The sequence below is a fragment of the Streptomyces avidinii genome, from assembly GCF_014650695.1.
GTDB lineage: Bacteria > Actinomycetota > Actinomycetes > Streptomycetales > Streptomycetaceae > Streptomyces > Streptomyces avidinii.
Genome location: NZ_BMVL01000025.1, coordinates 23,967 through 49,608 on the forward strand (window position 1 = coordinate 23,967; position 25,642 = coordinate 49,608).

20 protein-coding genes are annotated in these 25,642 nt (G+C 73.4%); 10 read left to right on the forward strand and 10 right to left on the reverse strand.

The annotated features are described in order from the left end of the window. From IE257_RS36455 to IE257_RS36465, 3 genes are all read left to right on the forward strand, one after another. Positions 1-1,506 (forward strand): hypothetical protein, encoded by a 1,506-nt coding sequence (locus IE257_RS36455; protein WP_229920875.1) that lies wholly within the window; start codon positions 1-3, stop codon positions 1,504-1,506. A gap of 256 nt (positions 1,507-1,762) precedes the next feature. Then, positions 1,763-2,665, forward strand: a complete 903-nt coding sequence (locus IE257_RS36460) for a hypothetical protein (protein WP_189974182.1) — start codon at positions 1,763-1,765, stop codon at positions 2,663-2,665. 73 nt (positions 2,666-2,738) lie between these two features. Continuing rightward, the gene (locus IE257_RS36465) at positions 2,739-7,502 is read left to right on the forward strand and encodes a coiled-coil domain-containing protein (RefSeq protein ID WP_189974184.1); all 4,764 of its coding nucleotides are present in this window, start codon (positions 2,739-2,741) and stop codon (positions 7,500-7,502) included. 33 nt (positions 7,503-7,535) lie between these two features. On the opposite strand, the gene IE257_RS36470 is transcribed toward IE257_RS36465, so the two are convergent. After that, positions 7,536-8,012, reverse strand: a complete 477-nt coding sequence (locus tag IE257_RS36470; RefSeq protein WP_229920876.1) for a hypothetical protein — start codon at positions 8,010-8,012, stop codon at positions 7,536-7,538. 439 nt (positions 8,013-8,451) lie between these two features. Between IE257_RS36470 and IE257_RS36475 the strand changes: the two genes are divergently transcribed. Genes IE257_RS36475 through IE257_RS36490 form a run of 4 tightly spaced genes read left to right on the forward strand, consistent with a single transcriptional unit; the run spans position 8,452 to position 12,820 of the window. Beyond that, positions 8,452-11,301, forward strand: a complete 2,850-nt coding sequence (locus IE257_RS36475; protein ID WP_189974187.1) for a sensor histidine kinase — start codon at positions 8,452-8,454, stop codon at positions 11,299-11,301. Continuing rightward, positions 11,298-11,735 carry a roadblock/LC7 domain-containing protein gene (locus IE257_RS36480; protein ID WP_030016314.1) on the forward strand — a complete coding sequence of 146 codons (438 nt, stop codon included), beginning with the start codon at positions 11,298-11,300 and terminating at the stop codon, positions 11,733-11,735. Before IE257_RS36475 ends, IE257_RS36480 begins: the two co-directional genes overlap by 4 nt. 10 nt (positions 11,736-11,745) lie before the next feature. After that, complete coding sequence (locus tag IE257_RS36485; RefSeq protein ID WP_189974189.1) at positions 11,746-12,213, forward strand: DUF742 domain-containing protein; 468 nt, start codon at positions 11,746-11,748, stop codon at positions 12,211-12,213. Beyond that, complete coding sequence (locus tag IE257_RS36490; RefSeq protein WP_030016310.1) at positions 12,194-12,820, forward strand: GTP-binding protein; 627 nt, start codon at positions 12,194-12,196, stop codon at positions 12,818-12,820. Before IE257_RS36485 ends, IE257_RS36490 begins: the two co-directional genes overlap by 20 nt. 276 nt (positions 12,821-13,096) lie before the next feature. Here the strand turns inward: IE257_RS36490 and IE257_RS36495 are convergent, their stop codons facing one another. The 3 genes from IE257_RS36495 to IE257_RS36505 are packed head-to-tail and all read right to left on the reverse strand — an operon-like array spanning position 13,097 to position 15,159. Then, on the reverse strand, positions 13,097-14,287 hold the full coding sequence (locus tag IE257_RS36495) for a lipid-transfer protein (RefSeq protein WP_189974191.1): 1,191 nt from the start codon (positions 14,285-14,287) through the stop codon (positions 13,097-13,099). Beyond that, positions 14,284-14,742: a Zn-ribbon domain-containing OB-fold protein gene (locus IE257_RS36500; RefSeq protein WP_189974193.1), complete on the reverse strand. Its 459-nt coding sequence runs from the start codon at positions 14,740-14,742 to the stop codon at positions 14,284-14,286. Before IE257_RS36500 ends, IE257_RS36495 begins: the two co-directional genes overlap by 4 nt. 48 nt (positions 14,743-14,790) lie before the next feature. Then, positions 14,791-15,159: an Mpo1-like protein gene (locus tag IE257_RS36505; RefSeq protein ID WP_052875867.1), complete on the reverse strand. Its 369-nt coding sequence runs from the start codon at positions 15,157-15,159 to the stop codon at positions 14,791-14,793. 126 nt (positions 15,160-15,285) lie between these two features. Between IE257_RS36505 and IE257_RS36510 the strand changes: the two genes are divergently transcribed. After that, the gene (locus IE257_RS36510; RefSeq protein ID WP_189974195.1) at positions 15,286-15,795 is read left to right on the forward strand and encodes an NUDIX domain-containing protein; all 510 of its coding nucleotides are present in this window, start codon (positions 15,286-15,288) and stop codon (positions 15,793-15,795) included. A gap of 89 nt (positions 15,796-15,884) precedes the next feature. On the opposite strand, the gene IE257_RS36515 is transcribed toward IE257_RS36510, so the two are convergent. The 4 genes from IE257_RS36515 to IE257_RS36530 all read right to left on the reverse strand — a co-directional run bounded on the left by IE257_RS36515 (position 15,885) and on the right by IE257_RS36530 (position 19,700). Next, positions 15,885-16,322: an SRPBCC family protein gene (locus IE257_RS36515; RefSeq protein WP_189974197.1), complete on the reverse strand. Its 438-nt coding sequence runs from the start codon at positions 16,320-16,322 to the stop codon at positions 15,885-15,887. Positions 16,323-16,332: 10 nt separating this feature from the next. Beyond that, positions 16,333-16,725 (reverse strand): ArsR/SmtB family transcription factor, encoded by a 393-nt coding sequence (locus tag IE257_RS36520; RefSeq protein ID WP_189974199.1) that lies wholly within the window; start codon positions 16,723-16,725, stop codon positions 16,333-16,335. After that, on the reverse strand, positions 16,722-17,210 hold the full coding sequence (locus tag IE257_RS36525; protein WP_229920877.1) for an SRPBCC domain-containing protein: 489 nt from the start codon (positions 17,208-17,210) through the stop codon (positions 16,722-16,724). The genes IE257_RS36520 and IE257_RS36525 overlap by 4 nt, the downstream gene beginning before the upstream one ends. A gap of 141 nt (positions 17,211-17,351) precedes the next feature. After that, a complete protein-coding gene (locus tag IE257_RS36530) occupies positions 17,352-19,700 on the reverse strand; it encodes a glycoside hydrolase family 31 protein (RefSeq protein ID WP_189974201.1) in 2,349 nt (782 codons plus the stop codon). Positions 19,701-19,921: 221 nt separating this feature from the next. On the opposite strand from IE257_RS36530, the gene IE257_RS36535 reads away from it, so the two are divergent. Together IE257_RS36535 and IE257_RS36540 are read left to right on the forward strand one after the other, a co-directional pair. Next, the gene (locus IE257_RS36535) at positions 19,922-21,898 is read left to right on the forward strand and encodes an acetoacetate--CoA ligase (RefSeq protein ID WP_189974203.1); all 1,977 of its coding nucleotides are present in this window, start codon (positions 19,922-19,924) and stop codon (positions 21,896-21,898) included. 63 nt (positions 21,899-21,961) lie between these two features. Then, entirely contained in the window at positions 21,962-22,876 is a 915-nt protein-coding gene (locus tag IE257_RS36540; RefSeq protein WP_189974205.1) for a DUF8829 domain-containing protein, read from the forward strand. 69 nt (positions 22,877-22,945) lie between these two features. On the opposite strand, the gene ptsP is transcribed toward IE257_RS36540, so the two are convergent. Then, positions 22,946-24,616, reverse strand: coding sequence for a phosphoenolpyruvate--protein phosphotransferase (gene ptsP, locus IE257_RS36545; RefSeq protein ID WP_189974207.1), 1,671 nt, complete (start codon positions 24,614-24,616; stop codon positions 22,946-22,948). A gap of 74 nt (positions 24,617-24,690) precedes the next feature. After that, positions 24,691-25,140, reverse strand: a complete 450-nt coding sequence (locus IE257_RS36550; protein ID WP_189974209.1) for a PTS sugar transporter subunit IIA — start codon at positions 25,138-25,140, stop codon at positions 24,691-24,693. Positions 25,141-25,642 lie beyond the last annotated feature (502 nt).

Consider the following 25,642-nt stretch of genomic DNA (forward strand, 5'->3'; position numbering starts at 1 on the left):
GTGACTCTCCCTGCCCCGGCGAAGACCCTTCCGTCCCCGGCGCCGGGCCCGGCCGCCGACGAGGGCCTGGCCCGTCGGCTGCGCGCCCTCGCCTGCACCGCCCCGCTGCACGACCTCGACGTCCGCAAGGCCAATCTGGCCGGCGAGTACGGGGTCTACGCGATGGCGGAGGTCGCGCTGGCCGCGATCGACCTCGTCACCCTCAACATGGACTTCGACACCGGCGCCGACCACGAGCAGATAGTGGCCAGGCTGCTGCCGCGCGTCGCGGCCCAGGCACCGTCCCGCCCGGCGGCCGAGCACGAGCGGGTGGCCCGCTGGGTGCTGGAGAACCTGATCAACGTCGGCAGCGTGGACCGCGGTTTCCGCGCGATCTACGGCACGTTCGGACCCGACGGCGTGTACGTGCGCCGGGACTACGACTTCAAGCTGATCGAAGAGGTCCCCGGATACGGCGGCGTGGTCTACCTGCGCACCACCGACGAGGCCGTCAACGTACTGGTCGGCGCCCTCGACACCGACGTCACCAGCGCCCAGATCGCCGCCGAGGTCAAGCTGGAGGTGCTGATCAGCCGCGGGCGGCTGGCGGACGCCCAGCTCGCCGCCGAGCAGGCCCGCTACCGGACCGTGCAGTACGCCGAGACCCTGCGCCGGACGCTGGACGCGACGCGCCGCAACGTCCGGGCGGTGGACTGGCTCCAGGCCGTGCCCGACATGATCGCCGAGGCCCTGGACCACGTCGCCGACCGCTACCGCCACGAGAACGCGATCCTGACCAACATCCGCAAGGCGCGCGACGAGGCGGAGGAGCCGGAGAACAAGCGCCGCGCCGCCGAGCTCGTCGACATCGTCAAGGACTGCATCCGCCGGCACACCCAGCTCCAGTCCCGACTGCTGGACGCCGGCCCGCTGTTCCGCGCCGAACAGGACCGCCAGGCCTTCGCGGCCCCGGCGCCGCGCTCCGGCATCGACCTCTACGGGCAGCTCGTCGCGCCGCTGCTGCCGCTCCCACTGGAACAGGCGGGCCGGGTGACCGCCGCGTTCTTCGCCTCCGGAGCGGGGCTGCGCACGCCCGTCTCGGTGCGGGTGGCGGACCTGGTCGAAATCCTGCTGACCCCGCCGGTGGAGCGCGAGCACCTCGGTGCGGAGATGCCCGAGCCGGACCTCATCGCCACCCCGGACGACAGCCGCTTCAGCGAGGAGCAGCTGGCCGCCGCGATGGAGCTCCTGGACCTTCCGCACGACGCTCCGCGCCGACTGTCCGGCCTCCTCGCGGAGGCCCGCCGCAGCGATCCGGACCTGCCGTACCTGGTGGCGCTGCTGGCCGTCCACGCGGCAAGCCCGGCCGTCGGCACGGCCTACCGGCAGGGGGAGGAGCGGCTGCTGTTCGCCGTGGACGACGGCACGCAGCTCGACGACCCCGAGTTCGGCGGAGCCGACCTCATCGTCGGCACCGCGCTGCTGGACGCCGCCGGCATGGCCGCGGACCGCGCGGAGGCGGCATGACCGTGCACGCGGCTGCGCTGCCGCGCCGGGCCCGTTCGGTTTCGGCTCGGCCGAATCCAGCCCCGCCGGCCTTCGAGGCGCAGGTCCGGGCGGAGCCCGGTGCCCGGCGGAGCCCGGTTTCCCGGAGCTCCGCCCCGGACCCCGCGCCTCAAACGCCGGCAAGGCTGAATCAGCCGAAGCCACCTGCTCCACCCAGCGGCCCCGCCGGCAGCAGCCGTACCGCCCGAACGACCCGCACCGCCGAGGAGACGTACCCGTGAGCGACCACCACGCCGAGCACCCCGCGTGGAGCGAGCCCGACGCGCCGTCGGCTCCCGCCGTGCCCGCCGCCATCGCCGCGGTGACCCCCGCCGACGCCGCCGACGCGGCCCGGCTCGTCGCCTTCGGGCTGCAGCCCAAGCTGCTCCCCGCGCGTGACGCCGAGTACGCGGAGCTGCTCCGGCGTTACCGCGAGGACCCCGCCTTCGGCCGCCTCGCCGACGCCGTCGCCACCGGCCTCGGCCTCGTCGTCCTGGAAGTGTCCGCGCGCGCCGGCATGGCCGTGGCCGCGGACGAGGACTCCGTCTTCGCCGTCCGGATGGGCGACTACGCCCGCCGCACCGCCGCCGACTCCGCAGACCGCTTCCTGCACGGCCTCGCCCATCTCGCCGTCGCCGCCCTGGCCTTCCCGCGCCCCGAGGACCTCGCCGACGACGGCTACATCGGCCGCATCACCGTCAACGGGGTCGACGCCTTCGTCCGGCAGACCTGCCGCCGCCTGGAGGAGCGCGCCGAGGAGCTCGGCGAGAACACCGACCCGGCCTCCGACGCCCCCGGCCTGGAGGCCGCCTGGCGCGTCTACGCCCGCCGCAGCGCGACCGGCGCCACCAAGGACGCCCGCCGCCTCGCCGGCTCCACCACCGGCATCGTCGGCAAGGCGGCCGCCTTCCTCACCGACTCCGGTTTCCTGCAGCGCACCGGCGACGAGGCCGGCGGCACCTACCGCACCACCCCCCGCTACCAGCTCCAGGTCCGTGACATGGCGGGCAGCGCGGCGATGGCCGAGCTCCTGGAGCTCGGCGTGGTCCCCGTCAGCGACGGCTCCGCCACCCTGCTGCCGCCGCCCGAGGGCGACGACCTGGACCTGGCCGCCGACGCCGGGCTCCCGTTCCACGCCTGAGCCCCCGGGCCGCGGCCCGCGCTCCGATCCCCGTACGTCCTGCCTCACCCAGACACCACGAGAGTCCGCCGCCATGTACGAGCTGTCCCGGATCCGCCTCTACTCCATCGGGCCCGCCGGTGCGCGCTACGCCGACACCGTGCTCGACCTGCGCGGAGTCGGCGAGCCGGTGCCCCACCCGGCGCCGACGCAGGCGGAGTTCTTCGAGGACGAGCCCACCGGACCGCCGCGCCGCCCCGCGCCCGCCGGCGTGCTCTTCCTGGAGAACGGCGGAGGCAAGTCCGTCCTGCTCAAGCTGATCTTCTCGGTGATGCTCCCGGGCCACCGCAACACCCTCGGTGGCGCCAGCTCCGGCGTCCTGCGCAAGTTCCTGCTCGCCGACGACTGCGGCCACGTCGCCCTGGAGTGGCAGCACACCCAGACCGGCGAGTGCGTGGTCGTCGGCAAGGTCAGCGAATGGCGCGGCCGCCAGGTCTCCAACGACCCGCGCAAGTTCGCCGAGGCCTGGTACTCCTTCCGCCCCGGCCCCGGCCTGAGCCTCGACAGCCTGCCCGTCGCCGAGGCCACCTCCGTGCGCCCGCCCGTCGAAGGGGCCTCCGGCGCCCAGGGCCGGCGCCGCACGATGAAGGGCTTCCGCGACGCCCTCACCGAGGCCGGCAAGGTGTACCCGCACCTGGAGGTGTACTTCGAGGAGATCCACGACCGCTGGAACGAGCACCTCACCGAACTCGGCCTCGACCCCGAACTCTTCCGCTACCAGCGCGAGATGAACGCCGACGAGGGCGAGGCGGCCGGCCTCTTCGCGGTCAAGAAGGACTCCGACTTCACCGACCTCCTGCTGCGCGCCGTCACCGACACCCGCGACACGGACGGCCTCGCCGACCTCGTCCACGGCTTCGGCAACAAACTCGGCCGCCGCGCCGAGCTGATGGCCGAACGGGACTTCACCGCCGGCTCGGTGGACCTGCTCACCCGCATCGTCGAGGCCGCTCAGGCCCGCTCCCGGCTGCGCGACGTCCACGCGGGTGCGGAACGCCGTACGCGCACCCTCGCCCGGCGGCTGTCCGCCCGAGCCGCCGAGGAGCGCGGCCGGGCGGCCGACCTCGCCCAGCGGGTCACCGGCGCCGCCCACCAGGTCACCGCCGCCGAGTCCGCCCGCACCCGCAGCGCCGCCGTCTCCGCCGAACTCGCCTACCGGCACGCCTCGCTGGCCCTGACCGTCGCCGACAAGGCCGCCGCCGCGCAGCGCCGCGAGCTCCTCGAAGCGCGCACGCTGCACTCCGCGTGGCAGGCCGCCGAGAACGTGCTGCGCCACCGCGCCGCCGCCGACCGCTCCGCCCGCGTGGCCGCCGCGATCCTGGAGGCCGAGCGGGACGCCGCCCCGGCCCTGGCGGCCCGTGCCACCGCCGCCGGCGAGCTCGTCCGCGCCCTGCACACCGCCGCCGAGCACGGCGAGCGGCTCGCCAACGAGGAGGAGGAGCGTTCCGCTGCCCTCCAGGCCACCGGCGAGGACGCCCACCGCGACGCCACCGCCGCAGCCACGGCCGCCCAGCGGGCCCGCAGCGAGGCCGAGCACCTGCGCTCGCGGCTCGCCGAGGTCCAGCAGGAGACCGCCGAGGCCGTGCGCGCCGGCTGGCTCGACGACACCGCCCCCGACGCCGACCCGGCGCGCGCGGCCCTCGCCGCCACCGACGCCGAGAAGACCGCCGTGGCCGCCTGGGACGAGTCCCGGGAAGCCGCCCGCGCCGCCACCGAGGCCGCCCGGGAGGCGGCCGCCGCGGAGTCCCGCGCCGAACTCACCGCCGCACGGGCGGCGGACGCCGCCGACGCGGCCGAGGCCGCCCACGACGCGGAGCACCGGGCCGCGGCTTCCCTCGCCGCCGCCCCGCGCCTGGCTGAGCTGCTGGGCCTGCCCTCGGTGCCGGCATCCTTCCTTCCCCACCCGCGCACGCAGAGCGGCGGCACCTCCGGGCCCTACGCGGGATCCGGCGCGCAGGCCGCGCAGGCCGCACAGGCAGCGTCCGCAGCGTCGGCCGGGGCCGCGCACGGCTCCGGCGCCCACGCTCCGGCCCCCGCCGCGCCCGGCGGCCGCCCCGAAACCGCCGGAGGCGGCGGGCTCACGGTCGCCGACCTCGACCGGAACGCCGACGACCTGCGCACCCTGCTCACCGACGGGGTCGCCGCGGCCGAACGCCAGCTCTTCGAGCTCCGCACCGCCGCCGCCGACGACGCCCGCATTCTCGGCGCGCTCGGTGACGGCGGCCTGCTGCCGCCCGGCCCGGACGTCCTCGCCACCGTCGAGTACCTCGGCGAGCACGGCATTCCCGCGCTGCCCGGCTGGCGCTACCTCGCCCAGTCCGTGGACCCCGCCGACCACGCCGCCGTCCTTGCCGCCCGTCCCGAACTCGTCGACGGCGTCGTCATCACCGACCCCGACACGCACGGCCGGGCCCGCGAGGTCCTCTCCGGCGCCGCCCTGCTGCCCCGCTCCACCGTCGCCGTCGGTACGGCCGCCGCCCTGCTGGCCCCGGCAACGCCCGTCGACGCCGATTCCGCGGTCAGCAGTGTTTTCATCGTTTCGCCGAACCCGGCCATGCACGACGAGCACGCCGCCGACGAGGAGCGCCAGGCGCTGCGGGCCCGCGCAGCCGCCCGCGACACCGAGATCCGCGACCTGGCCGCCCGCCTCGGCGGTGACCGCGAGCTCGCCGCCCGCCTCTCCTCCTGGCGCACCGGCTGCCCGCCCGGCCGCCTCACCGAGCTCGCGGAGGCGGCTGCCGCCGCCCGGATGTTCGCCGAGGAGGCCGACGCCGAGCTCGCGGAGGCCCGTACCGTACGCGCCGAGGCCGACGAGGCCGCCGCCGACGCGGCCCGCGTCCGTGAGGAGCGCCAGGACACCGCCCAGCGCGCCCGCCGCGTCGCCGACGCCCTCGCGGGGCTCGCCTTCCGACTGCGCGAGCGCGCCGGCTGGCAGGCCAAGCTCCGGGAACTCGCCGACGACGCCGCCGAGTCCGAGGCCCGCGCCGAGGTGTGCCTGGACCGCGCGCGTGCGGCCGACGAGGACCGCCGGGCCGCCCAGCGCGCCGCCGACGACGCCCGCCGCACGGCCCGCGCCCTGCGCGCCGAACGCGCCGAGATCGCCGGCGCCCCCGACCAGCTGCCCGACGGCGACGGCCCGCGCGCCCCGCTGCCCGATCTGCGCGAGGCCTACCGCGCCGCGTCCCAGCTCTACGAGAAGGTCGGCGTCGGCGCCGACCTGCGTGCCGAACAGGCCCGCGCCGAGAGCGACGAGAGCGCCGCCCTGGCCGAACTCGACCGCCTCACCAACAAGGTCCGCACCCGGGCCGCCCAGCTCCTCGAAGGCACCGACGGCGCCGACGGCCCCTCCCGGCAGGCCGCGGCCGCACGCGCCGAGTCACTCGTGCAGATGCTGGAGACCCGCGCGTCCACCGCGAGCGAGCAGCTCGGCCGACTGCGCGGCGAGGCCGAACGGCACGCCCCCGCCGAGGGGGAGGCGCACACCGAACTCCCCGAGGAACTCGTCCCCGAGGACGTCGAGCAGGCCCAGGCCCTGCTGCGTACGGCCACCGCGCAGCTCGCCGCCCACACCGCGGCCGTGGAGAGCGCCCGGGCCGCCCATGCGGACCTGCTGCGCGCCCACCGCACCGCCGAGGACGGCGCCGGCGGCTTCGACGAGACCGCGGCGCTGCTGCGGGACCTGCTGCGCGACCACACGCACCAGGACGACGAGCAGGAGCCGGTGCCCCACCAGGGCACCCTGGAGGAGGCCCGCCAGTCGGCCACCGAGGCCCGCCGCTCCCTGCGCGGCTGCTCGGCCGATCTGTCCGCCGCCGAGTCCGCGGTGCGCGAGGCGAGCGACATCCTGGTCCGGCACGCCAACGCCACCTGCTACGAGCAGGTACGCACCCCCGCGCGCCAGCAGATCCGCGAACTGCCCGCATCCGCGCTGCCCGAGCACGCGGCGGCCTGGGCGGCGGCCTTCGCGCCCCGGCTGCGCGTCCTGACCGACGAGCTGGCGCAGCTGGAGCGCAACCGCGACAGCATCGTCGACCGGCTGCGCGGTCTCGTCGAGTCGGCCCTGGCCACGCTCCGTTCCGCGCAGCGGCTCTCGCAGCTGCCGGAGGGGCTCGGAGAATGGTCGGGCCAGGAGTTCCTGCGGATCCGCTTCGAGGAGCCCGACCAGGCCACCCTCACCGAGCGGCTCGGCGAGGTCATCGACGAGGCGACCCGTGCGGCCGTGAAGAAGAACAGCAGCGCCTCCTTCGGGGAGGGCCGCCGTGACGGCATGTCCCTGCTGCTGCGGGGAGTCCAGGCGGCCCTGGAGCCCAAGGGCATCTCCGTGGAGATCCTCAAGCCGGACGCGGTGCTGCGCGCCGAGCGGGTGCCGGTCGGGCAGATGGGCGACGTGTTCTCCGGCGGGCAGCTGCTGACCGCCGCGATCGCGCTGTACTGCACGATGGCGGCCCTGCGCAGCAACGACCGGGGCCGGGACAAGCACCGGCACGCGGGCACGCTGTTCCTGGACAACCCGATCGGCCGTGCGAACGCCACGTACCTGCTGGAGCTCCAGCGGGCGGTCTCCGACGCGCTGGGCGTCCAGCTGCTGTACACGACCGGCCTGTTCGACACCACGGCGCTCGCCGAATTCCCGCTGGTGATCCGCCTGCGCAATGACGCGGACCTGCGGGCAGGGCTGAAGTACATCAGCGTCGAGGAACACCTGCGCCCGGGTCTGCCGCAGCAGTCCCCCGAGGAGGAGACCATCCACGGCGAGATCACGGCCACCCGGATGTTCCGCCGCAGCGGCGTCTCCTGACGCCGGCGGCTGCGGGCACCGCCGCCGGGGCGGTCAGCGCGCGGAGAAGCGCCCGGAGGCCGCCAGGGGGCCGTCCTCGCGGGGTATTCGGCCCGCGGCGGCCTCCCGGGCCTCCCGGGCCTTCCCGGCCCTCCGGGTCGCCCGTGAGGCCCGGCGGGCCTCACGGCGGAGCCTGCGCGCCGTACTGCTCGGCTCGGACAGGACTCCGTACCGCTGGTTCCACATCTGCCGGGTGATCCACACGTCCAGCACCCCCCAGGTGGCCACGATCGTCCCCGCTATCGCGCCGAGCCCCATCGGCAGGGCCAGCCACGACCCGGTCAGGGTCAGGAAGAACGTGATCGTCGCCTGGGTCAGCGTGACGGCCACGATCAGCACCGCCCGCACCGCCGAGGTCCGTACCGGATCCGGCATCCGGTGCCGCCGGGCCGGCTCCTCGACCCACAGTCCCCGGCCGGTCGCGCCCGCCCCCGCGCCCGCCACCGTGCCGCCCTCTTCGTACCTGCTCATGGTCCGCTCACTCCCCACCGCGCGGTCCGCCGTGCCCTTGCGTCGCATCCACGCACCGCGTCCAACTCACCACGTCCACCCCTCACGTCTACCCACGACGGCGGATCCAACGTGCCCCCTCGAACAGAGAGACGTTCGGCGGTGCCGAGAGATTCCCGTATCGCGGAAGCCTTCACGGGCCGGAATGATCGCGGAACGAACAATTCCAGCCATCCATCGGGTTGCAGGAAGGGACACCTCACCAAGTGTCATCTGCCACATATCGGGCCGCACTTGACCGGAAGTGTCGGACAACTGGTGATCTTCGTACCGGAGGCAGGCCGAAAACGTCCGGACACGCCTTCGAAGCTGCTCCACAGCAGTAGTAGGCTCACGCCGTTTAAATGACGGAACACCGACCCCCGGTAACGGGGTTGACCTGGGGGAGGCTGGGGAGGCCATGCGCTTTCGCGGGAAGTCCATCCGCCGGAAGATCGTGGCGTTGCTCCTTGTGCCGCTCGTCTCCCTGACCGCGCTCTGGGGCTTCGCCACGGTCATCACCGGCCGTGAAGCCATTCAACTCTTCGACGTGGCCTACGTCATCGACAAGGTCGGCTACCCGATCGAGGACGTCGCCCGCGTCATCCAGAAGGAACGGCGCCAGACCCTCGTCGTCCTCGGCGACCCCCGGGCCGCCACCGCCACGGCCGAACTCACCAAGCGCCGCGCCGAAACCGACGAAGCCGTCGAGGCGATCAGCGTCAGCGCCCGCGACCCCAAGGTCATCGACGAGCTGAGCTCGCAGAGCGCCCAGCGCCTGCGCTCGATCGTCTCCGCCTTCCAGGGCATCGGCTCCTTGCGCCGCTCCGTCGACCAGAACGCGGTGGACCCCACCCAGGCCCTGGAGCTCTACAACCGGCTGGTCGACCCCTGCTACGACTTCCTCATGAACCTCCACGGTCTGGACAACGTGGAGGTGGACAAGGAAGGCCGCGCTCTCGTCGGCATCAGCCGCGCCCGCGAACTGCTCTCCCGCGAGGACGCCGTCATCGCCTCCGCCCTCGCCGCGCGCAACGTGACCGCCTCCGACGTGCGCCACGTCTCCGACTTCGTCGCCAACCGCACCCTGCTCTACGAGTTCAACCTCGTGACCCTCCCCGCCGACGAACGGGAGCGCTTCGAGCAGTACTGGAAGGACCCCGGGACCAAGCCCCTGCGCGACGCCGAGGAGCGCTTCATAGCCGGCGGCGCGGTCAACAAGCCGCGCAACATCACCGCCGCCCAGTGGGACGAGGCCGCGGCCAAGGTCCTGGACGAACTGGCGGCCATGAACACCGCCGCCGGCGACCGCTACCAGCAGCGCATCGAGCCCGTCGCCAGGGACGTCATGGTCCAGGCCGCCGCGGCCGGCATCCTCGGCTTCCTCGCGCTGATCGTGTCCCTGATCCTCTCCGTACGCATCGGCCGCGACCTGGTCCGCGACCTCTCCCGGCTCCGCAAGGAGGCCCACGAGGCCTCCGGCGTCCGGCTGCCCAGCGTGATGCGCCGCCTCGCCGCCGGGGAGCAGGTGGACGTGGAGACCGAGTCGCCGCACCTCGAGTACGAGAAGGACGAGGTCGGCCAGGTCGGCCAGGCCCTCAACACCCTCCAGCGCGCCGCCGTCGAGGCCGCCGTCAAGCAGGCCGACCTGCGCCGCGGCGTCTCCGAGGTGTTCGTCAACCTGGCCCGCCGCAACCAGGTGCTGCTGCACCGCCAGCTGACGCTCCTCGACACCATGGAACGCCGCACCGAGGACACCGAGGAGCTCGCCGACCTCTTCCGCCTCGACCACATGACCACCCGCATGCGCCGCCACGCCGAGGGCCTGGTGATCCTCTCCGGCGCCGCACCCTCCCGCCAGTGGCGCAAGCCCGTCCAGCTGATGGACGTCGTACGGGCCGCCGTCGCCGAGGTCGAGGACTACGAGCGCATCGAGGTCCGCCGGCTCACCCGCCTGGGCATCGTCGGCCCGGCCGTCGCCGACATCACCCACCTCATCGCCGAACTCCTGGAGAACGCAACCGTGTTCTCACCGCCGCACACCGCGGTCCAGGTGCACGGCGAGCGCGTCGCCAACGGCTTCACCCTGGAGATCCACGACCGTGGCCTCGGCATGACCCCGGAGGCGCTGCTCGACGCGAACCTCCGGCTCGCCGAGACCCCCGAGTTCGAACTCTCCGACACCGACCGCCTCGGCCTCTTCGTCGTCAGCCGCCTCGCGCAGCGCCACAACGTCAAGGTCGTCCTCCAGCCCAGCCCGTACGGAGGCACCACCGCGGTGGTCTTCCTGCCCGTGAGCCTGCTGACCGAGGCCCCCGAGACCAACGGCGCCGGCGCGCGGTTCGACGGCGCCCGGGCCGCCGCGAAGCCCAGCCGGTCCGAGAAGGCCGGCCACCTCGGCAGGGGCGCCGCCGAGCGGTCCGCACCCGCCGTCATGGAGCGTGCCCCCTCGGGCCGTCCGCTGCCCGCGGCCGAACTGCGCGGCCCGGTCGAGCTGGAGGCCCCGCTCGTGGGCGGCGGTCTGAACGGCCTGAACGACCTGGACCGCCTCGACGGCCTGGACGACCCCGCGGGGCTCGACGACGCCCCCACGGCGATCACGAGCCGCACCGGCACCGCCGGCCGCCCGGTCATGGCGACCCTCGACGACGAGACCCCGCCGAACGGCACCCCGCGCAGCGCCCTCCTGGGCCTGCGCCCGGCGGACCGGCCCCACACCGACCGGCACGCGGAGCGGGGAGGCTCCCGCAAGGGCGACCGCGACCGGGAGCCGCTCGGCCCCACCGGCCCGGTCCGGCTCGACACCCAGCGCATGGAGGCCTCGCGTCCGGACGGCTCCCGCACCCAGGGCGCCGTACCGCTGCCGCGCCGCCGCCCGACCCCGACTCTGGTCGCCGACCACGGCCGCCGGGTGGACCCCCGCCCGGTGTCCGCGGTCCCGCAGCCCGACCCGGCCTCCGCGGCCGGTTCCGATGGCGGATCCGATGCCGGGGCCGCCGCACCCGCCCCCGGCATCGGCGGGCTGCCCCGCCGGGTCCGTCAGGCGAGCCTGGCGCCCCAGCTCAAGAAGGCCACGTCCGCCGCACCCGCCGAAGCCGCACTTGACCAGGTGGCCGACCGCGACGCGGATGACGTACGTACGCGCATGTCCGCACTCCAGCGCGGCTGGACCGCGGGCCGCAACCAGCACGCACAGCAGAAGTCCGAGACCGAGGCAGGCACATCCGCCGCCGACGGTCCCGCGAACGAGAACGAAGGGGACGGTCGATGACCGCACCGCAGACCGGCAACGACACCAGGGGCCGCGGCTCCGGCCCGCTCAACTGGCTCCTCGACGAGCTCGTCGACCGGGTCGGCTCCATCCGCAAGGCGGTGGTCCTCTCCGGCGACGGCCTGCCCACCGGCAGCTCCAAGGACCTGACCCGCGAGGACAGCGAGCACCTGGCCGCGGTCGCCTCCGGCTTCCACAGCCTGGCCAAGGGCGTCGGCCGGCACTTCGACTCCGGCCGGGTCCGCCAGACCGTCGTCGAGCTCGACGAGGCGTTCCTCTTCGTCATGGCCGCGGGCGACGGCAGCTGCCTGGCCGTGCTGGCCGACGCCGACTCCGACGTCGGGCAGGTGGCGTACGAGATGACGCTGATGGTCAAGCGCGTCGGCGACCACCTGGCGACCGCCCCGCGCACCGGGCTGCCAGCCGGAGGGTGAGTCGTAGGGCATGAGCGATTCAGGCCAGGACCACCCCGCCGACCTTCCCGCCGGCTTCTCCGACGACCCGTCCTACGACGACCCGTCCTACCCGGACCCCGACCACGCGCACTGGTTCGACGACGATGCGGGTCCCGTCGTCCGTCCGTACGCCATGACCCGCGGCCGGACCAGCCACGCGGGCCAGCACCGCCTCGACCTGATCGCGCTCGTCGTCGCCGAACCGGCGGCCGACGATCCGGTCTGGGACATGACCCTCTCCCCGGAACACGCCCACATCCTCGGGCTGTGCCGGGGCCGACCGCAGTCGGTCGCCGAACTGGCGGCCGATCTCGACCTCGCGGTCGGGGTCGTCCGCGTCCTGATCGGCGACCTGGTCGATGAGGAACTGGTCCACGTGACCAGGCCGGTACCCCCGGCCGAACTGCCCGATGAATCCATTCTGCGTGAGGTGATCGATGGCCTTCGGGCGCTTTAGCCGCACCGGTGCCATGCACGCGGTGTCGCCGGTCGAGCCGCTGACCTTGAAGATCCTGGTCGCGGGCGGCTTCGGGGTGGGCAAAACCACCCTGGTCAGCGCGGTGAGCGAAATCAGACCCCTGCGCACCGAGGAACGGCTCTCCGAGCCGGGCGTCGGTGTCGACGACACCGGGGGAGTGGAGGGCAAGAGCACCACCACGGTGGCCATGGACTTCGGGCGCATCACGCTCCGCGAGGACCTGGTGCTGTACCTGTTCGGCACGCCCGGGCAGGACCGGTTCTGGTTCCTTTGGGACGAGCTGGCGCAGGGTTCGCTCGGCGCGGTCGTCCTCGCGGACACCCGCCGTCTCGCGGACTGCTTCGCCGCCATCGACTACTTCGAACGGCGCGCGATTCCCTTCGTGGTCGCGGTCAACTGCTTCGACGGAGCCGACCGGCACCCCGTGGTGACCGTACGGACGGCACTCGACCTCGACCCCGGGGTGCCGGTGCTGCTGTGCGACGCCCGGGACCGGGAGTCGGTGAAGGACGTGCTGGTGGGGGTCGTGGAGCACGCGATGTCCCTGGCGCGCGAGCGGCGCCGGAGCCTCTCGGCGGGCGCCTGACGGCCCGGGCGTCTGACGGACCGTGCGCCTGACGGCCCGGGCGCCTGACATCGGGCGCCTGACGGGCCGTGTGCCTGACACGCCGGCTCTCCGACCCGGGCCGCCGACACGGGGCCCGTCACCGGCCGCCGACATGGAGGCGGCCCGTACCCCCGCCGACTGGGGTACGGGCCGCAGCTCTCACGGGGGGCTCGGGTCCCGGTCGCGGCGCGGGACTGTGGAGCGAGTGTGAACCTGCTGCCGGGGGCCGTCAAGCGTTCGGACAACACGAGCTGTTCAGCGCACGGCGACGACGGCCGACCCGTGGCCGAACAGCCCCTGATTGGCGGTGATCCCGGCGCGCGCGCCGGCCACCTGGCGGTCCCCGGCCGTACCGCGCAACTGCCAGGTCAGCTCACACACCTGCGCGATGGCCTGCGCCGGCACCGCCTCCCCGAAGGAGGCCAGCCCGCCACTGGTGTTGACCGGGATGCGGCCGCCCAGAGCCGTCGCTCCCTCCCGTACGAGTTTCGCGCCCTCGCCCTCCCCGCACAGCCCGATGTCCTCGTACCACTCCAGTTCGAGCGCCGTGGACAGGTCGTACACCTCGGCGAGCGAGAGGTCGTCCGGGCCGAGCCCCGCCTCCTCGTAGGCCGCGCGGGCGATCGAGGACCGGAAGGACCCGGCCGCCGGCGCGGCGGCCACCGACGAGTCGGTGGCGATGTCGGGCAGGTCCAGCACCGTCCGCGGATACGTGGGCGTCACCGTCGAGACGGCCCGGATCCGCACCGGATCGGCCACCCCGCGCGCCCGCGCGAAGTCCATGCTGGTGAGCACCAGGGCCGCTCCCCCGTCGGAAGTGGCGCAGATGTCGAGCAGCCGGAGCGGATCGGCGACCACGGCCGAGGCCGCGACCTCCTCCGCGGTGACCTCCTTGCGGTAGCGGGCGTGCGGATTGAGCGCCCCGGCCGCCGCGTTCTTCACCTTGACCCGGGCGAAGTCCTCCAGGGTGTCCCCGTGCAGCGCCATCCGGCGCCGGGCGTAGAGCGCGAAGTACGCCGGGTTGGTGGCGCCCAGTACGCGGAACCGCAGCCAGTCCGGATCGTCGGGCCGGTCGCCGCCCGCCGGCGCGAAGAACCCCTTGGGTGCGGCGTCCGCGCCGACCACGAGGACCACGTCGGCCAGGCCCGCCAGGATCTGCGCGCGGGCCGCCCCGATGGCCTGGGCGCCCGACGCGCAGGCCGCGTACACGCTGGTCACCCGCGCGCCCTGCCAGCCGAGGGCCTGGGCGAAGGTGGCGCCGGCCACGTAGCCCGGGTAGCCGGAGCGGACGGTGTCGGCGCCGACGATCGACTGCACGTCCGTCCAGTCCAGCCCGGCGTCGGCCAGCGCCGCACGCGCGGCGGTCCGCCCGTACGCGACGAAACTGCGGCCCCATTTGCCCCAGGGATGCATTCCGGCCCCGAGGACGGCGATGTCGGCGCTCACTCTGCACCCCCCACCGGCCGGAAGTGCCAGGTGGTCCAGACGGTTCCGGCGTCCTCGTTCAGCACGCCCCCGACCACCTCGACCTCCATACCGACCGCGAGATCGGCCACCCCCACGCCGGGAACGGCCTGCCCCAGCACCACCATCCCTTCGGCCTCCAGCTCCACCGCGACCAGCGTGTACGGAGCCCAGGGCGCGGCCGGGTCGGACACGTAGGGGGCCGGCGGCCGGTAGCGCCCGTCGGTGTAGGACCACACCCGGCCGCGGGGGGAGAGGGGAACCTCGGCGAGTTCGCCGCCGCCGGGGCAGCGCGGATTGCGGCAGTAGGCGTCCTCGCGCGGGAAGAACACCGCGGTACAGGCCGAGCACCGGGTACCGAGCAGCCGGAAACCCCTGCCGTCCGGCCCGTCCTCGGTGAACCACCCGCTCACGACGGGTGTGCGTGTGCGTGCCACGATGCCCCTCCCTGGTCAGTGACCTGACGGATCGTCAGGAACTTGGCCTCAGGAGTCTGCCACGGGCGGGCAGCCCTGACACGGGTTCTCGGCAAGCCACTTCTGCGCGATCTCCGCCAACTCCGCGTCGCGCCCGGCCAGCATCATCCCGATCATCTGTGCGTCCCCGCGCAGCGACCACGCCGGATGCCCGAAGGTCGCCGGGTTGTTCCCCTCGATCAGGAAGTGCGCCGGCCAGGCGGTCCCGTACCCGATCAGGGGAAGGGCGGCGAGGTAGCGCCTGCGGCCGCGCGCCACTCCGTACACCGTCAGGGCCAGACCGGTGAGCGTGCCGGTCAGATGGATCCAGCGGGTGGCGGCGCGCGAATGCATCGCGACGTAGTACGGCCAGAACTCCTCGTACGAGCTGAATGTCATGCGGGCACGCTACTCACGGCCACACGGGGGCGACAGTCACGGGGAGGCGCCGTACCTCCCCGTGGAGTCCATGGGGAGGTACGGCAACAGCCGTCGCCCGCAGACCCCTTGGAATACCATCGCCGGATGCCGGCACACCTGAAGGACTCGCACTGCTCCACCTGCGGAGCGCCGTACTCCACCCCCGACTGGCCCCGCACCTGCGCGGATTGCGGAGCGACCGCCTACCGCAATCCGCTGCCGGTGGCCGTCACCCTCCTCCCCGTCGAGGACGCGGACGGGACCGGCCTCGTGGTCATCACCCGCACCATCGAACCGGGCCTCGGCGGCATCGCCCTTCCCGGCGGGTTCATCGACTTCGGCGAGGACTGGCGCGATGCCGTCGTCCGCGAGCTCCGCGAGGAGACCGGCATCGACGCCCCGGCCTCGGAGGTCACCCTGGCCGACGCCCTCAGCTCCCCGGCGGGCCACCTCCTGCTCTTCGGCCTCCTCCCGACCCGCCCGGCCGCCGACCTGCCCGCATCGAAGCCGACGGACGAGACCACGGGCTGGCACATCCTGCGCACCCCGTCGGAACTGGCCTTCCCCCTCCACACCCGGGCGGCGGCGTCCTGGTTCGCGGGCACGTACGCCTGAGCCCCGTCGCCGCGCGACCGGGCCGGCAGCTGCCGGCCCGGTCGCGCGGCGACGGGGCTCGCTCGCGGTGCCCGGTCGCGCGGGTGGTGTCAGTGCCAGTTGCTGATCTGCACGTCGTGCGGATGCGGGGCACCGGCGCCCGTCTCCACCAGGGACTTCAGGCTCATCAGGAAGATCGCCCACTTGGTGCTGCAGTGGTTCATGAACTCCACCGGTTCGCGCCAGCCCGCGTGCGTGAACAGGAGGATCGTCCACTCGCCGTCCTGGGACAGCTCGAAGTCCACCGTGGTCCCGACCCACTCGGCCGGACCGTCGATCACCTCCCACCGCACCCGCGCGTTCGGCCGCAGGTCGAGAACCTTCATGTCGAAGCCGCCGACGTCGCCGAAGCGGAACTGGAGGACGTCGTCGCCGCTCCCGCTCGTGTCGGTCGTCCACCACGCGGCCAGACCCTCGACCGTGGTGAGTGCCTCGTAGACCTTCTCCGGGGTTGTCCTGATTCCCACCCGGTGCAGGATGTCCACCATCTCGGTCTCCCTACTTCTCGGATCGCTTCTCGGGTTGCCTGTCGCGTTGCTTGTCGGCTTGCTTGTCCGTGTTCCTCTCTCGTTGGATCGCCTCGGCGAGGCTCTTGATGCGGCGCAGGCGGGCGTCCCACATCTCGCCGACGGAGTTCAGCTGGGCCACGGCGCGGGCCAGCTGTGCCTCGTCCACCCGGTAGCGCTTCTCCCGCCCCGACGGCTCGGACCGGACGAGTCCCACCCGGTCGAGCACGGCCAGGTGCTTGGTCACGGCCTGCCGGGTCACCGGCAGGTGCGCACTGAGCGTGGTCGCGGTCCCCCGGCCCTCGGCCAGCAGCAGGTCGATCATGCGGCGCCGGGTCGGGTCGCCTATCGCGGACCACAGGTCGTCGTCGACGGCGGTGCTCATCGCCGTGCCGCCAGCCGGTCGGCGGCCGCGACCAGACGCGGCAGGTAGAAGTCCCAGCCCTGCCGGTGGTCGTTGTAGTGGGCCTCGAGTACGGCGGCCTCCCAGCCCCGCTCGCGGTAGCCGCTCTCGCGGAAGCGGACCGTGGTTCCCCCGCCCTCGGGGACGAGCTCGAAGGTCACCAGGAGCGAGTTGCCCGGGCCCGCCCCCTCCGGCTCCGTTTCCTTCTCGTCGTAGGTCCAGCGGAACGAGAACAGCCGGGGCGGCTCGGCCGCCACCACCGTGAACGGGGCGGAGTCGTGCCGGCCGGTCTCCGCATCCGTCCAGGTGAGCCGGCCGGTCGCACCTGCGATCGGTTCGAAGGCGGTCTCGGCGCTCCACCAGTCCCGGATGTGCTCGGGGCTGCTGAGCACCTCGAACACCACCTCGGGCGATGCGTCGATGCGCAGCTCGCGCTCGATGCTCCCGTACTCCATGGCCGTCTCCATCTTTCGCAACCTTCGGTTGCGTATAACGCTAGCCCACCTCCGGCCCATGTGCAACCAATGGTTGCATTATCGGGTCGCGCTGAGATCCGGAAAGGGCGGCTGGAGCCCCGTACGTGACGTGACCCCCTCCACCGGCTTTCGCTAGAGCCCCCGTACGGTGGCCCCCTCCACCGGCTTCCCCGTCTCGTCCTCCACCACCACCGATTCCCCCACCCACCGCACCGTGTACCGCTCCACCTCGCCCGCGCCGAAACCCGGCCCCGGATCCCGGATCACCACCCCGCCGCCCGTACGCCCCCGCGCCGGCGCCCACACCTCCAGCTCCAGGCCGTCACCGGAGGCGGAGCGCACCGGCAGTACGGACCCCGCCCGCGCCAGCACCGGGATCCGGCCCTGCGGAGCGTCCAGCAGGATCTGGCCCGGGCCCTCGTACGCCACCCCGGTCGCGGTGTCGTACCACCGGCCCCGCGGCAGCCGTACCGCCCGCCGGTCCGCCCCGCACTCCAGCACCGGCGCCACCAGCAGCGCATCGCCCAGCAGGAACGCGTCCTCGCAGTCCCGCAGCTTCCGCTCCTCCGGCGTCCCCCACCACACCGGCCGCACGTACGGGGCGCCCGTCCGCCGTGCCAGATGGGCCAGCGTCACGAAGTAGGGCCGAAGCCGCTCCCGTTCCGCCATCGCCGCCGCGGCCTGCTCCGCCACCTCCGGCCCGAACTCCCACGGCTCCCGCCGCCCCGCCCAGATCGCCGAGTGAGTCCGGAACAGCGGCAGGTACGAACCCAATTGCAGCCACCGCACGTACAACTCCGGCGACGGGGAACCCCCGAACCCGCCGACGTCCGGGCCCGAGTACGGCACCCCGCACAGCCCGAGCCCCAACACCAGCGCCAGCGAGGCCCGCAGCCCCTCCCAGCTGGACTCCACATCCCCCGACCACGTGCCCCCGTACCGCTGCATCCCCGCCCACCCCGACCGGGAGAACACGAACGGCCGCTCGGCCGGCCGCAGTCGCACCAGCCCCTCCCACCCCGCCCGCGCCATCCCCAACGCGTACACGTTGTGGCCCTCACGGTGGTCACCGCCCGCCCCGTCCAGTGCGTGCCGCGCCGACCTCGGCAGGGTGTTGTCCCCGAACGGCGCGAAGGACACCGGCTCGTTCATGTCGTGCCAGAAACCGGCGAAGCCCTGCGCGAGCCGCTCCTCGTACAGCCCGCCCCACCACTCGCGCACCGCCGGATCCGTGAAGTCCGGGTACGCGCACTCACCCGGCCACACCTCGCCGCGCACCTCCTCGCCCCGCGCGTCCCGCACGAAGGCGCCCCCCGTCCCCACGGCCCGCCCCGACGCGTGGACCCCGTCGCCCACCTTCACCGCCGGGTCCACGATCGACACCAGCCGCACCCCCAGCTCCCGCAACTCCCGCGCAAGCCCGGGCAGATCGGGGAACCGCTCCTCGTCCACCGTGAACACCCGGTGCCCGTCGTAGTGGTCGATGTCCAGGTGCACGGCCGACAGCGCGAGCCCGCGCGACGCGTACCCCGCGACCACCCGCCGCACCTCCTCCGCGCTCCCGAAACCCCACCGCGCGTGCTGGTACCCGAGCGCCCACTCCGGCGGCACCGCGGCCGCCCCCGTCAGCCCCGACCACCCCTGCAGCACCCGCGCGGGCGTCCCCACCAGCACCCAGCAGCGCAGCGGCCCGCCGTCCATCCGCAGCTCACTCGCCCCCGGCCGGTCCACCCCCGAGCCGGCCCCCTCCTCACCCTCGCGCAGCACCACCCGGCCGTCCCACGCGTTGTCGTGGAACGCCAGATGCGTCCCGGCGTCCGCGACCACCATCTGTACCGGCATCGTCAGGTACAGCGGATCGGTCCCCGGCCCGAAGCCCCCCTTCGGATCCGTGTTCCACAGCCGGTACGCACCGTCCCGCAGCCGCGGTCCCGCGGCCCGCCCGCCCAGCCCGAAGAACCGCGCGTCCGCCGGCACCTCGCTGCGCTGCAGCCACCGCGCCCCGCCCATCCGCGGATCCACCGGCTCCCACCACCGCGGCGGCGACTCCCGCCGCAGCACCGCCCCGCCCGGCGTGCGCACCTCCACCGCCCCGTGCCGGGACACCGCCACCGTCACCCGCTCCGACACCACCCGCCAGCCGCCCCCGGTGTCCGCTTCCAGCACCGCCCGCGGGTCCGGCTCGGGGCCGTCGCCCACCACCGCGTACGAGGGCGTCGGCCCGGCCCCGTCCCAACTCCAGAACACGGCGCCGCCCACCGCGACCCGTACCAGCAGCTCCGAACGCGCGAACCGCAGCACGCCCCCGCCCGGCCGGGGCTCCGTACCGGTCAGCAGACCCGGCACACGCGCCCGCTCCGCGCCCCGGCGCGGGAGCCCCACCGCATCCGCGCGCCGGTGGCGCCAGGCCGCGCGCCAGGCGCGCCGACCGCGCTCCGTACCCAAGTCCTTCACCGCACGTACCAGATCACGACCGTCCATGCCGCTCACCCTGCCACCGGCCTCCGGCCGAGGGGACGGCGTTCAACTTCCGTTCACCCTGCAGCGGCACCCCCGTGCCGATCACCCGACCCGCCAGGCCGACCCTGGTGCAGGGGACGATCACATGGCATGGTCCCTGTGAGCCGCCGCGCCCACACCCCCGCGCGATGGCACCGTACGCACACGAAGCGCGAGCCGCAGACTTGACCGGGAGCCGACCCATGACCTCAGCCACGCAGCCGGAACCCCTCTGGGCGCCGGGCCCCGACCGGATCGCCGCGGCCCGTATCACCGCCTTCCAGGCCTGGGCCGCAACGCGCTTCGGGGCCCCCGCCGAGGGCGGCTACCCCGCCCTGCACCGCTGGTCCGTCGACGAGCTCGACACCTTCTGGCAGGCCGTCGCCGAATGGTTCGACGTCCGCTTCACCACTCCGTACGAGGCCGTCCTCGCCGACCGCTCCATGCCCGGGGCACAGTGGTTCACCGGAGCCACCCTCAACTACGCCGAGCACGCGCTGCGCGCCGCCGAGGACCCGGCGCGCGCCGCGGACCCCGCCCTGCTGTACGTGGACGAGACCCACGAGCCCGTCCCCGTCACCTGGGCCGAGCTCCGCCGCCAGGTCGGGTCGCTCGCGGCCGAGCTGCGCGCCCTGGGCGTACGCCCGGGCGACCGGATCAGCGGTTACCTCCCCAACATCCCCGAGGCCGCCGTCGCCCTCCTCGCCACCGCCGCCGTCGGCGGTGTCTGGACCTCCTGCGCCCCCGACTTCGGAGCCCGCAGCGTCCTCGACCGCTTCCAGCAGGTCGAGCCCGTCGTCCTGTTCACCGTCGACGGCTACCGGTACGGCGGCAAGGAACACGACCGCCGCGACACCGTCGCCGAGCTCCGCGCGGACCTCCCCTCCCTGCGCGCGGTCGTCCACATCCCGCTCCTCGGCACCCCCGCCCCCGCCGGGGCCCTGGAGTGGTCCGCCCTGACCTCGGGCGACACCGAGCCCGTCTTCGAGGCGGTCCCCTTCGACCACCCGCTCTGGGTGCTGTACTCCTCCGGCACCACCGGCCTCCCCAAGGCCATCGTCCAGTCGCAGGGCGGCATCCTCCTCGAACACCTCAAGCAGCTCGGCCTGCACTGCGACCTCGGCCCGGAGGACCGGTTCTTCTGGTACACCTCCACGGGCTGGATGATGTGGAACTTCCTCGTCTCCGGACTGCTCACGGGCACGACCGTCGTGCTCTACGACGGCAGCCCCGGCTACCCCGACACGGGCGCCCAGTGGCGCATCGCCGAGCGCACCGGCGCCACCCTCTACGGCACCTCCGCCGCCTACGTCATGGCCTGCCGCAAGGCCGAGGTCCACCCGGCCCGCGACTTCGACCTCTCCGCCGTGAAGTGCGTGGCCACCACCGGTTCCCCGCTCCCGCCCGACGGCTTCCGCTGGCTCCACGACGAGGTGGCCGAGGACCTCTGGATCGCCTCCGTCAGCGGCGGCACCGACGTCTGCAGCTGCTTCGCGGGCGCCGTCCCCACCCTCCCCGTGCACATCGGCGAACTCCAGGCCGCCTGCCTCGGTACGGACCTCCAGTCCTGGGACCCCTCCGGCAAGCCGGCCATCGGCGAGGTCGGCGAGCTCGTCGTCACCAACCCCATGCCGTCCATGCCGATCCACTTCTGGAACGACCCCGACGGCAGCCGCTACCGCGACAGCTACTTCGAGATGTTCCCCGGCGTCTGGCGCCACGGGGACTGGATCACCATCACCGACCACGGCTCGGTGATCATCCACGGCCGCTCCGACTCCACGCTCAACCGGCAGGGCGTCCGGATGGGATCCGCCGACATCTACGAGGCCGTCGAACGCCTCCCCGAGATCAAGGAATCCCTGGTCATCGGCCTGGAGGAGCCGAACGGCGGCTACTGGATGCCGCTCTTCGTCCACCTCGCCCCCGGTGCGGCCCTCGACGACGACCTGCGCGCACGGATCAAGGCGACGATCCGCGAGGAACTCTCCCCGCGCCACGTCCCCGACGAGATCATCGAGGTCCCGGCCATCCCGCACACCCTCACCGGCAAGCGCATCGAGGTCCCGGTCAAGCGCCTGCTGCAGGGCGCCCCTCTGGCCAAGGCGGTCAACCCGGGCTCCGTCGACAACATCGACCTCCTCCACTTCTACGAGGAGCTGGCCCGCACCCGCGGCTGAGGTCACTGTCAGTGGCGTTGATTACTCTGAGTGAGCAAGTGATTGCGGCACTCAGGGGGAGCCATGCCACGCAAGACGAACGACACCGGTACGCACCGGACCCGCACCACCGACCGGCGCCGCACGCTGCGCCGCGAGGTCCCCGGCACCGTCGGCCTACTGGCCGACGCCGGCGACTTCGCGGCCATGCGCGGCTACCGCAGCTTCACCTTCGACGACCACCGGGACTACCTCCACCACGTGGACGGACTGCTCCGGTCCCTCGCCGCCCAGGGCATCCACACCACCGTCGCCCTCTTCGACCCCGACGAGTACGTCCAGTACTGCGGGGAGAACGGCCTCGACCCGGACACCGCCGAAACCCGCGCCCGCTTCACCGCCGAGCTGGCCGGCAGCGGCACCGTCCTCCCGTACACCGGCCAGCCCATCGACGAGCTCGTCCCGCTCCTCGTCGACGAGGCCGTCCGCCAGGCCACCTGGGAGTACGCCACCGGCCTCCTCGCCGAAGTCGGCCGCTGCGCGGACTGCGGCGAGGACATCGGCCGGGCCTCCTTCGAACGCGCCACCCACGCGCTCGAACGGCTCGTGGCCGGCGCCGGACCCGGCCACCACCATTTCGTCTGCAGCGTCCCGACCGAGGCGCAACAGCTCGTCGCCGTCCTGCACGCCGACACCACCGACGACCCGGACACCCCGCCGCGCATCGAGGGCCGCGAAGGCCTCGACTTCGTGACGGTCCTCGCAGCCGGGCTCGCCCTCGGCGGCCCCGGGGGACTGGTGGTACGCACCACCGCCGAGGGCCGGGGGGACCGGGTCCACGGCTGGCGCCTGGACCGCGGCCGGCTCACCGCCCTGACGGCCGCGGCCGTCTTCAACGCCTACTGCACCGACGCCGACACCGGGGACCCCGTCGCCCCCGAATCGGGCGTCGAGTACTGCCCGGGGTACGAGGTGGACGCACCCGGACCGCACCACTGACCGGTCCGGGACGGACCGAGGGGCCCTCGCCACCGGCGAGAGCCCCTCGGAACAACACCACGCCTCCGGCTACTCGCCGGACAGCACCGCCTGCGCGGCCACACGGGCCTCCTCGGCCGTGTCCGCCGCCCGGGCAGCCGCGGCCGCCCGCTCGCACTGGGCCAGCGTGTACTTGGCGAGCGTCGCCCGCACATAGGGAATCGAAGCGGCACCCATCGAAAGAGAGGTGACACCCAGACCGGTCAGCACACAGGCCAGCAGCGGGTCGGAGGCAGCCTCGCCACAGACACCACAGCTCTTGCCCTCCGCCTTGGCGGCATCCGCCGACATGGCGACCAGGTCGAGCAGCGCCGGCTGCCACGGGTCCTGGAGCCGGGACACGGCGCCGACCTGGCGGTCTGCGGCGAAGGCGTACTGGGCCAGGTCATTCGTGCCCAGCGACAGGAATTCGACTTCCTGGAGGATCGAACGTGCCCGCAGCGCGGCGGAGGGGATCTCCACCATCGCGCCGAACTTCGCCTTCAGACCCGCTTCCCGGCAGGCGTCCGCGAACGCCTTGGCGTCAATGCGGTCGGCGACCATCGGGGCCATGACCTCGAGGTACACCGGCAGCCCCTCGGCAGCCTTGGCCAGCGCGGTGAGCTGCGTACGCAGCACCTCCGGGTGGTCCAGCAGCGAGCGCAGCCCGCGCACACCCAGCGCCGGGTTGGGCTCGTCGCCCGGGGTCAGGAAGTCCAGCGGCTTGTCGGCGCCGGCATCCAGCACCCGCACGACCACCCGGCCCTCGGGGAAGGCCTCGAGGACCTTGCGGTAGGACTCGACCTGCTTCTCCTCGGACGGCGCCTTCTTGCTGTCGTCCAGGAAGAGGAACTCGGTGCGGAACAGACCCACACCCTCCGCCCCTGCCTCGACGGCGGCCGGCACGTCCGCGGGACCGCCCACGTTGGCCAGCAGCGGCACCTTGTGACCGTCGGACGTCGCACCCGGACCGGACGAGGCGGCGAGAGCCGCCCTGCGCTCGGCGGCCGCGGCCTCCAGCTCGGCCCGCTTCTCCGGCGACGGGTCCACGAACAGGTCACCCGTACTACCGTCCACCGCGATCATCGTGCCCTCGGCGATCTCACCGGCGCCCGGCAGCGCCACGATCGCCGGCACGCCCAGCGCCCGCGCGAGAATCGCGCTGTGGCTGGTCGGCCCGCCCTCCTCGGTCACGAAACCGAGGACGAGCGCGGGGTCGAGCAGAGCCGTGTCGGCGGGAGCCAGGTCCCGCGCGATCAGTACGTACGGCTCGTCACTGTCGGGCACACCCGGCATCGGCACACCCAGCAGCCGCGCCACGATGCGGTTGCGCACGTCGTCCAGGTCGGCCACGCGGCCTGCCATGTACTCACCGGCCCCCGCGAGCAGGTCGCGGTACGCGGCGAACGCGTCGTACACACCGCGCTCGGCGGTGCTGCCGACGGCGATCCGCCGGTCGACGTCCGCCATCAGCTCGGGGTCCTCGGCGATCATCGCCTGGGCCTCGAGCACGTGCTGGGCCTCGCCACCGGCCAGCTGGCCACGTGCGATCAGATCGGCCGCCACGGCACTCACGGCCTGACGGGCGCGCCCCTGTTCGCGCGCCGCCTCATCCGCGGTGATCTGCCTGGCCGGCGGTTCCAGAACCGCCGTGCCCATGTGCCGCACCTCGCCGATCGCCACCCCGTGGCTCACGCCGACGCCTCGCAGCGTTGTCTCCATTTCACCCGTCTCCGATTGAGCGGCGGGCCGAGCCGCCGCGGTGGATGTCCGACTCGCCCGTACAGGCGGACGTGTCACTGCCAGCTGAAGAGAGCGTCGTCAGCCTTCACGTCGCCGGATTCGACGACGTCGGAGAGGGATTCGGCCGTCGCCTCGAGCGCCACGACCGGGCAGATCGGCGACTTGCCGGCTGCCTCGACGGCAGCGGGGTTCCAGCGGATGACGGTCTGGCCACGGGTCACGGTGTCGCCCTTGTTCACGAGGAGCTCGAAGCCCTCGCCGTTGAGCTGAACCGTGTCGATCCCGAGGTGCGTGAGTACACCGTGACCCTCGCTGTCGACGACTACGTACGCGTGCGGGTGCAGGGAGACGATCACACCGTCGACGGGGGACACCGCCTCCGAAGGCTCACGCACGGGATCAATGGCGGTGCCCGGTCCCACCATCGCGCCGGAGAACACCGGATCGGGCACTGCCGCGAGTCCGATGGCGCGCCCGGCAAGTGGGGACGTCACGCTGGTCATGGGGGCCTCCCAGGGGTGGGGCTCTTCGTGTCGCCGTCACTGCCTGTCGCGAACGGCGTACTCTTCTGAAGGATATGGCACAAGATGTTCGGGTTCGCCCGATGTTGGACCTGGTCCGAGCGTCCCCGTTGGCAGGGAGACTAGTGGACTAGACCGGTGGACTAGACCATACGCCTGAATCGATTTGCTTGGGCACCCCCAGAGCTGTACTGTCGTGACTCCCGCCAGGACGCCTCGTGTGAACTTTTCGCGAACGGCCGAAGGACGGGAACCCTCCTCTTCAGTATCGATCTTGAACCCACCTCTCTTTTCGTATGCCTTTTCGGTAATGCGGCGAGTGGTCAGGGGGACGGAAAACCGCTGATAGAGTCGGGACCGCCGGAAAGGGAAACGCGAAAGCGGAAACCTGGAAAGCGCCGAGGAAGTCGGACACGGAAGAGTCTGATAGAGTCGGAAACGCAAGAACAGAACGAAAGCCCGGAGGAAAGCCCCAGCGGATGTC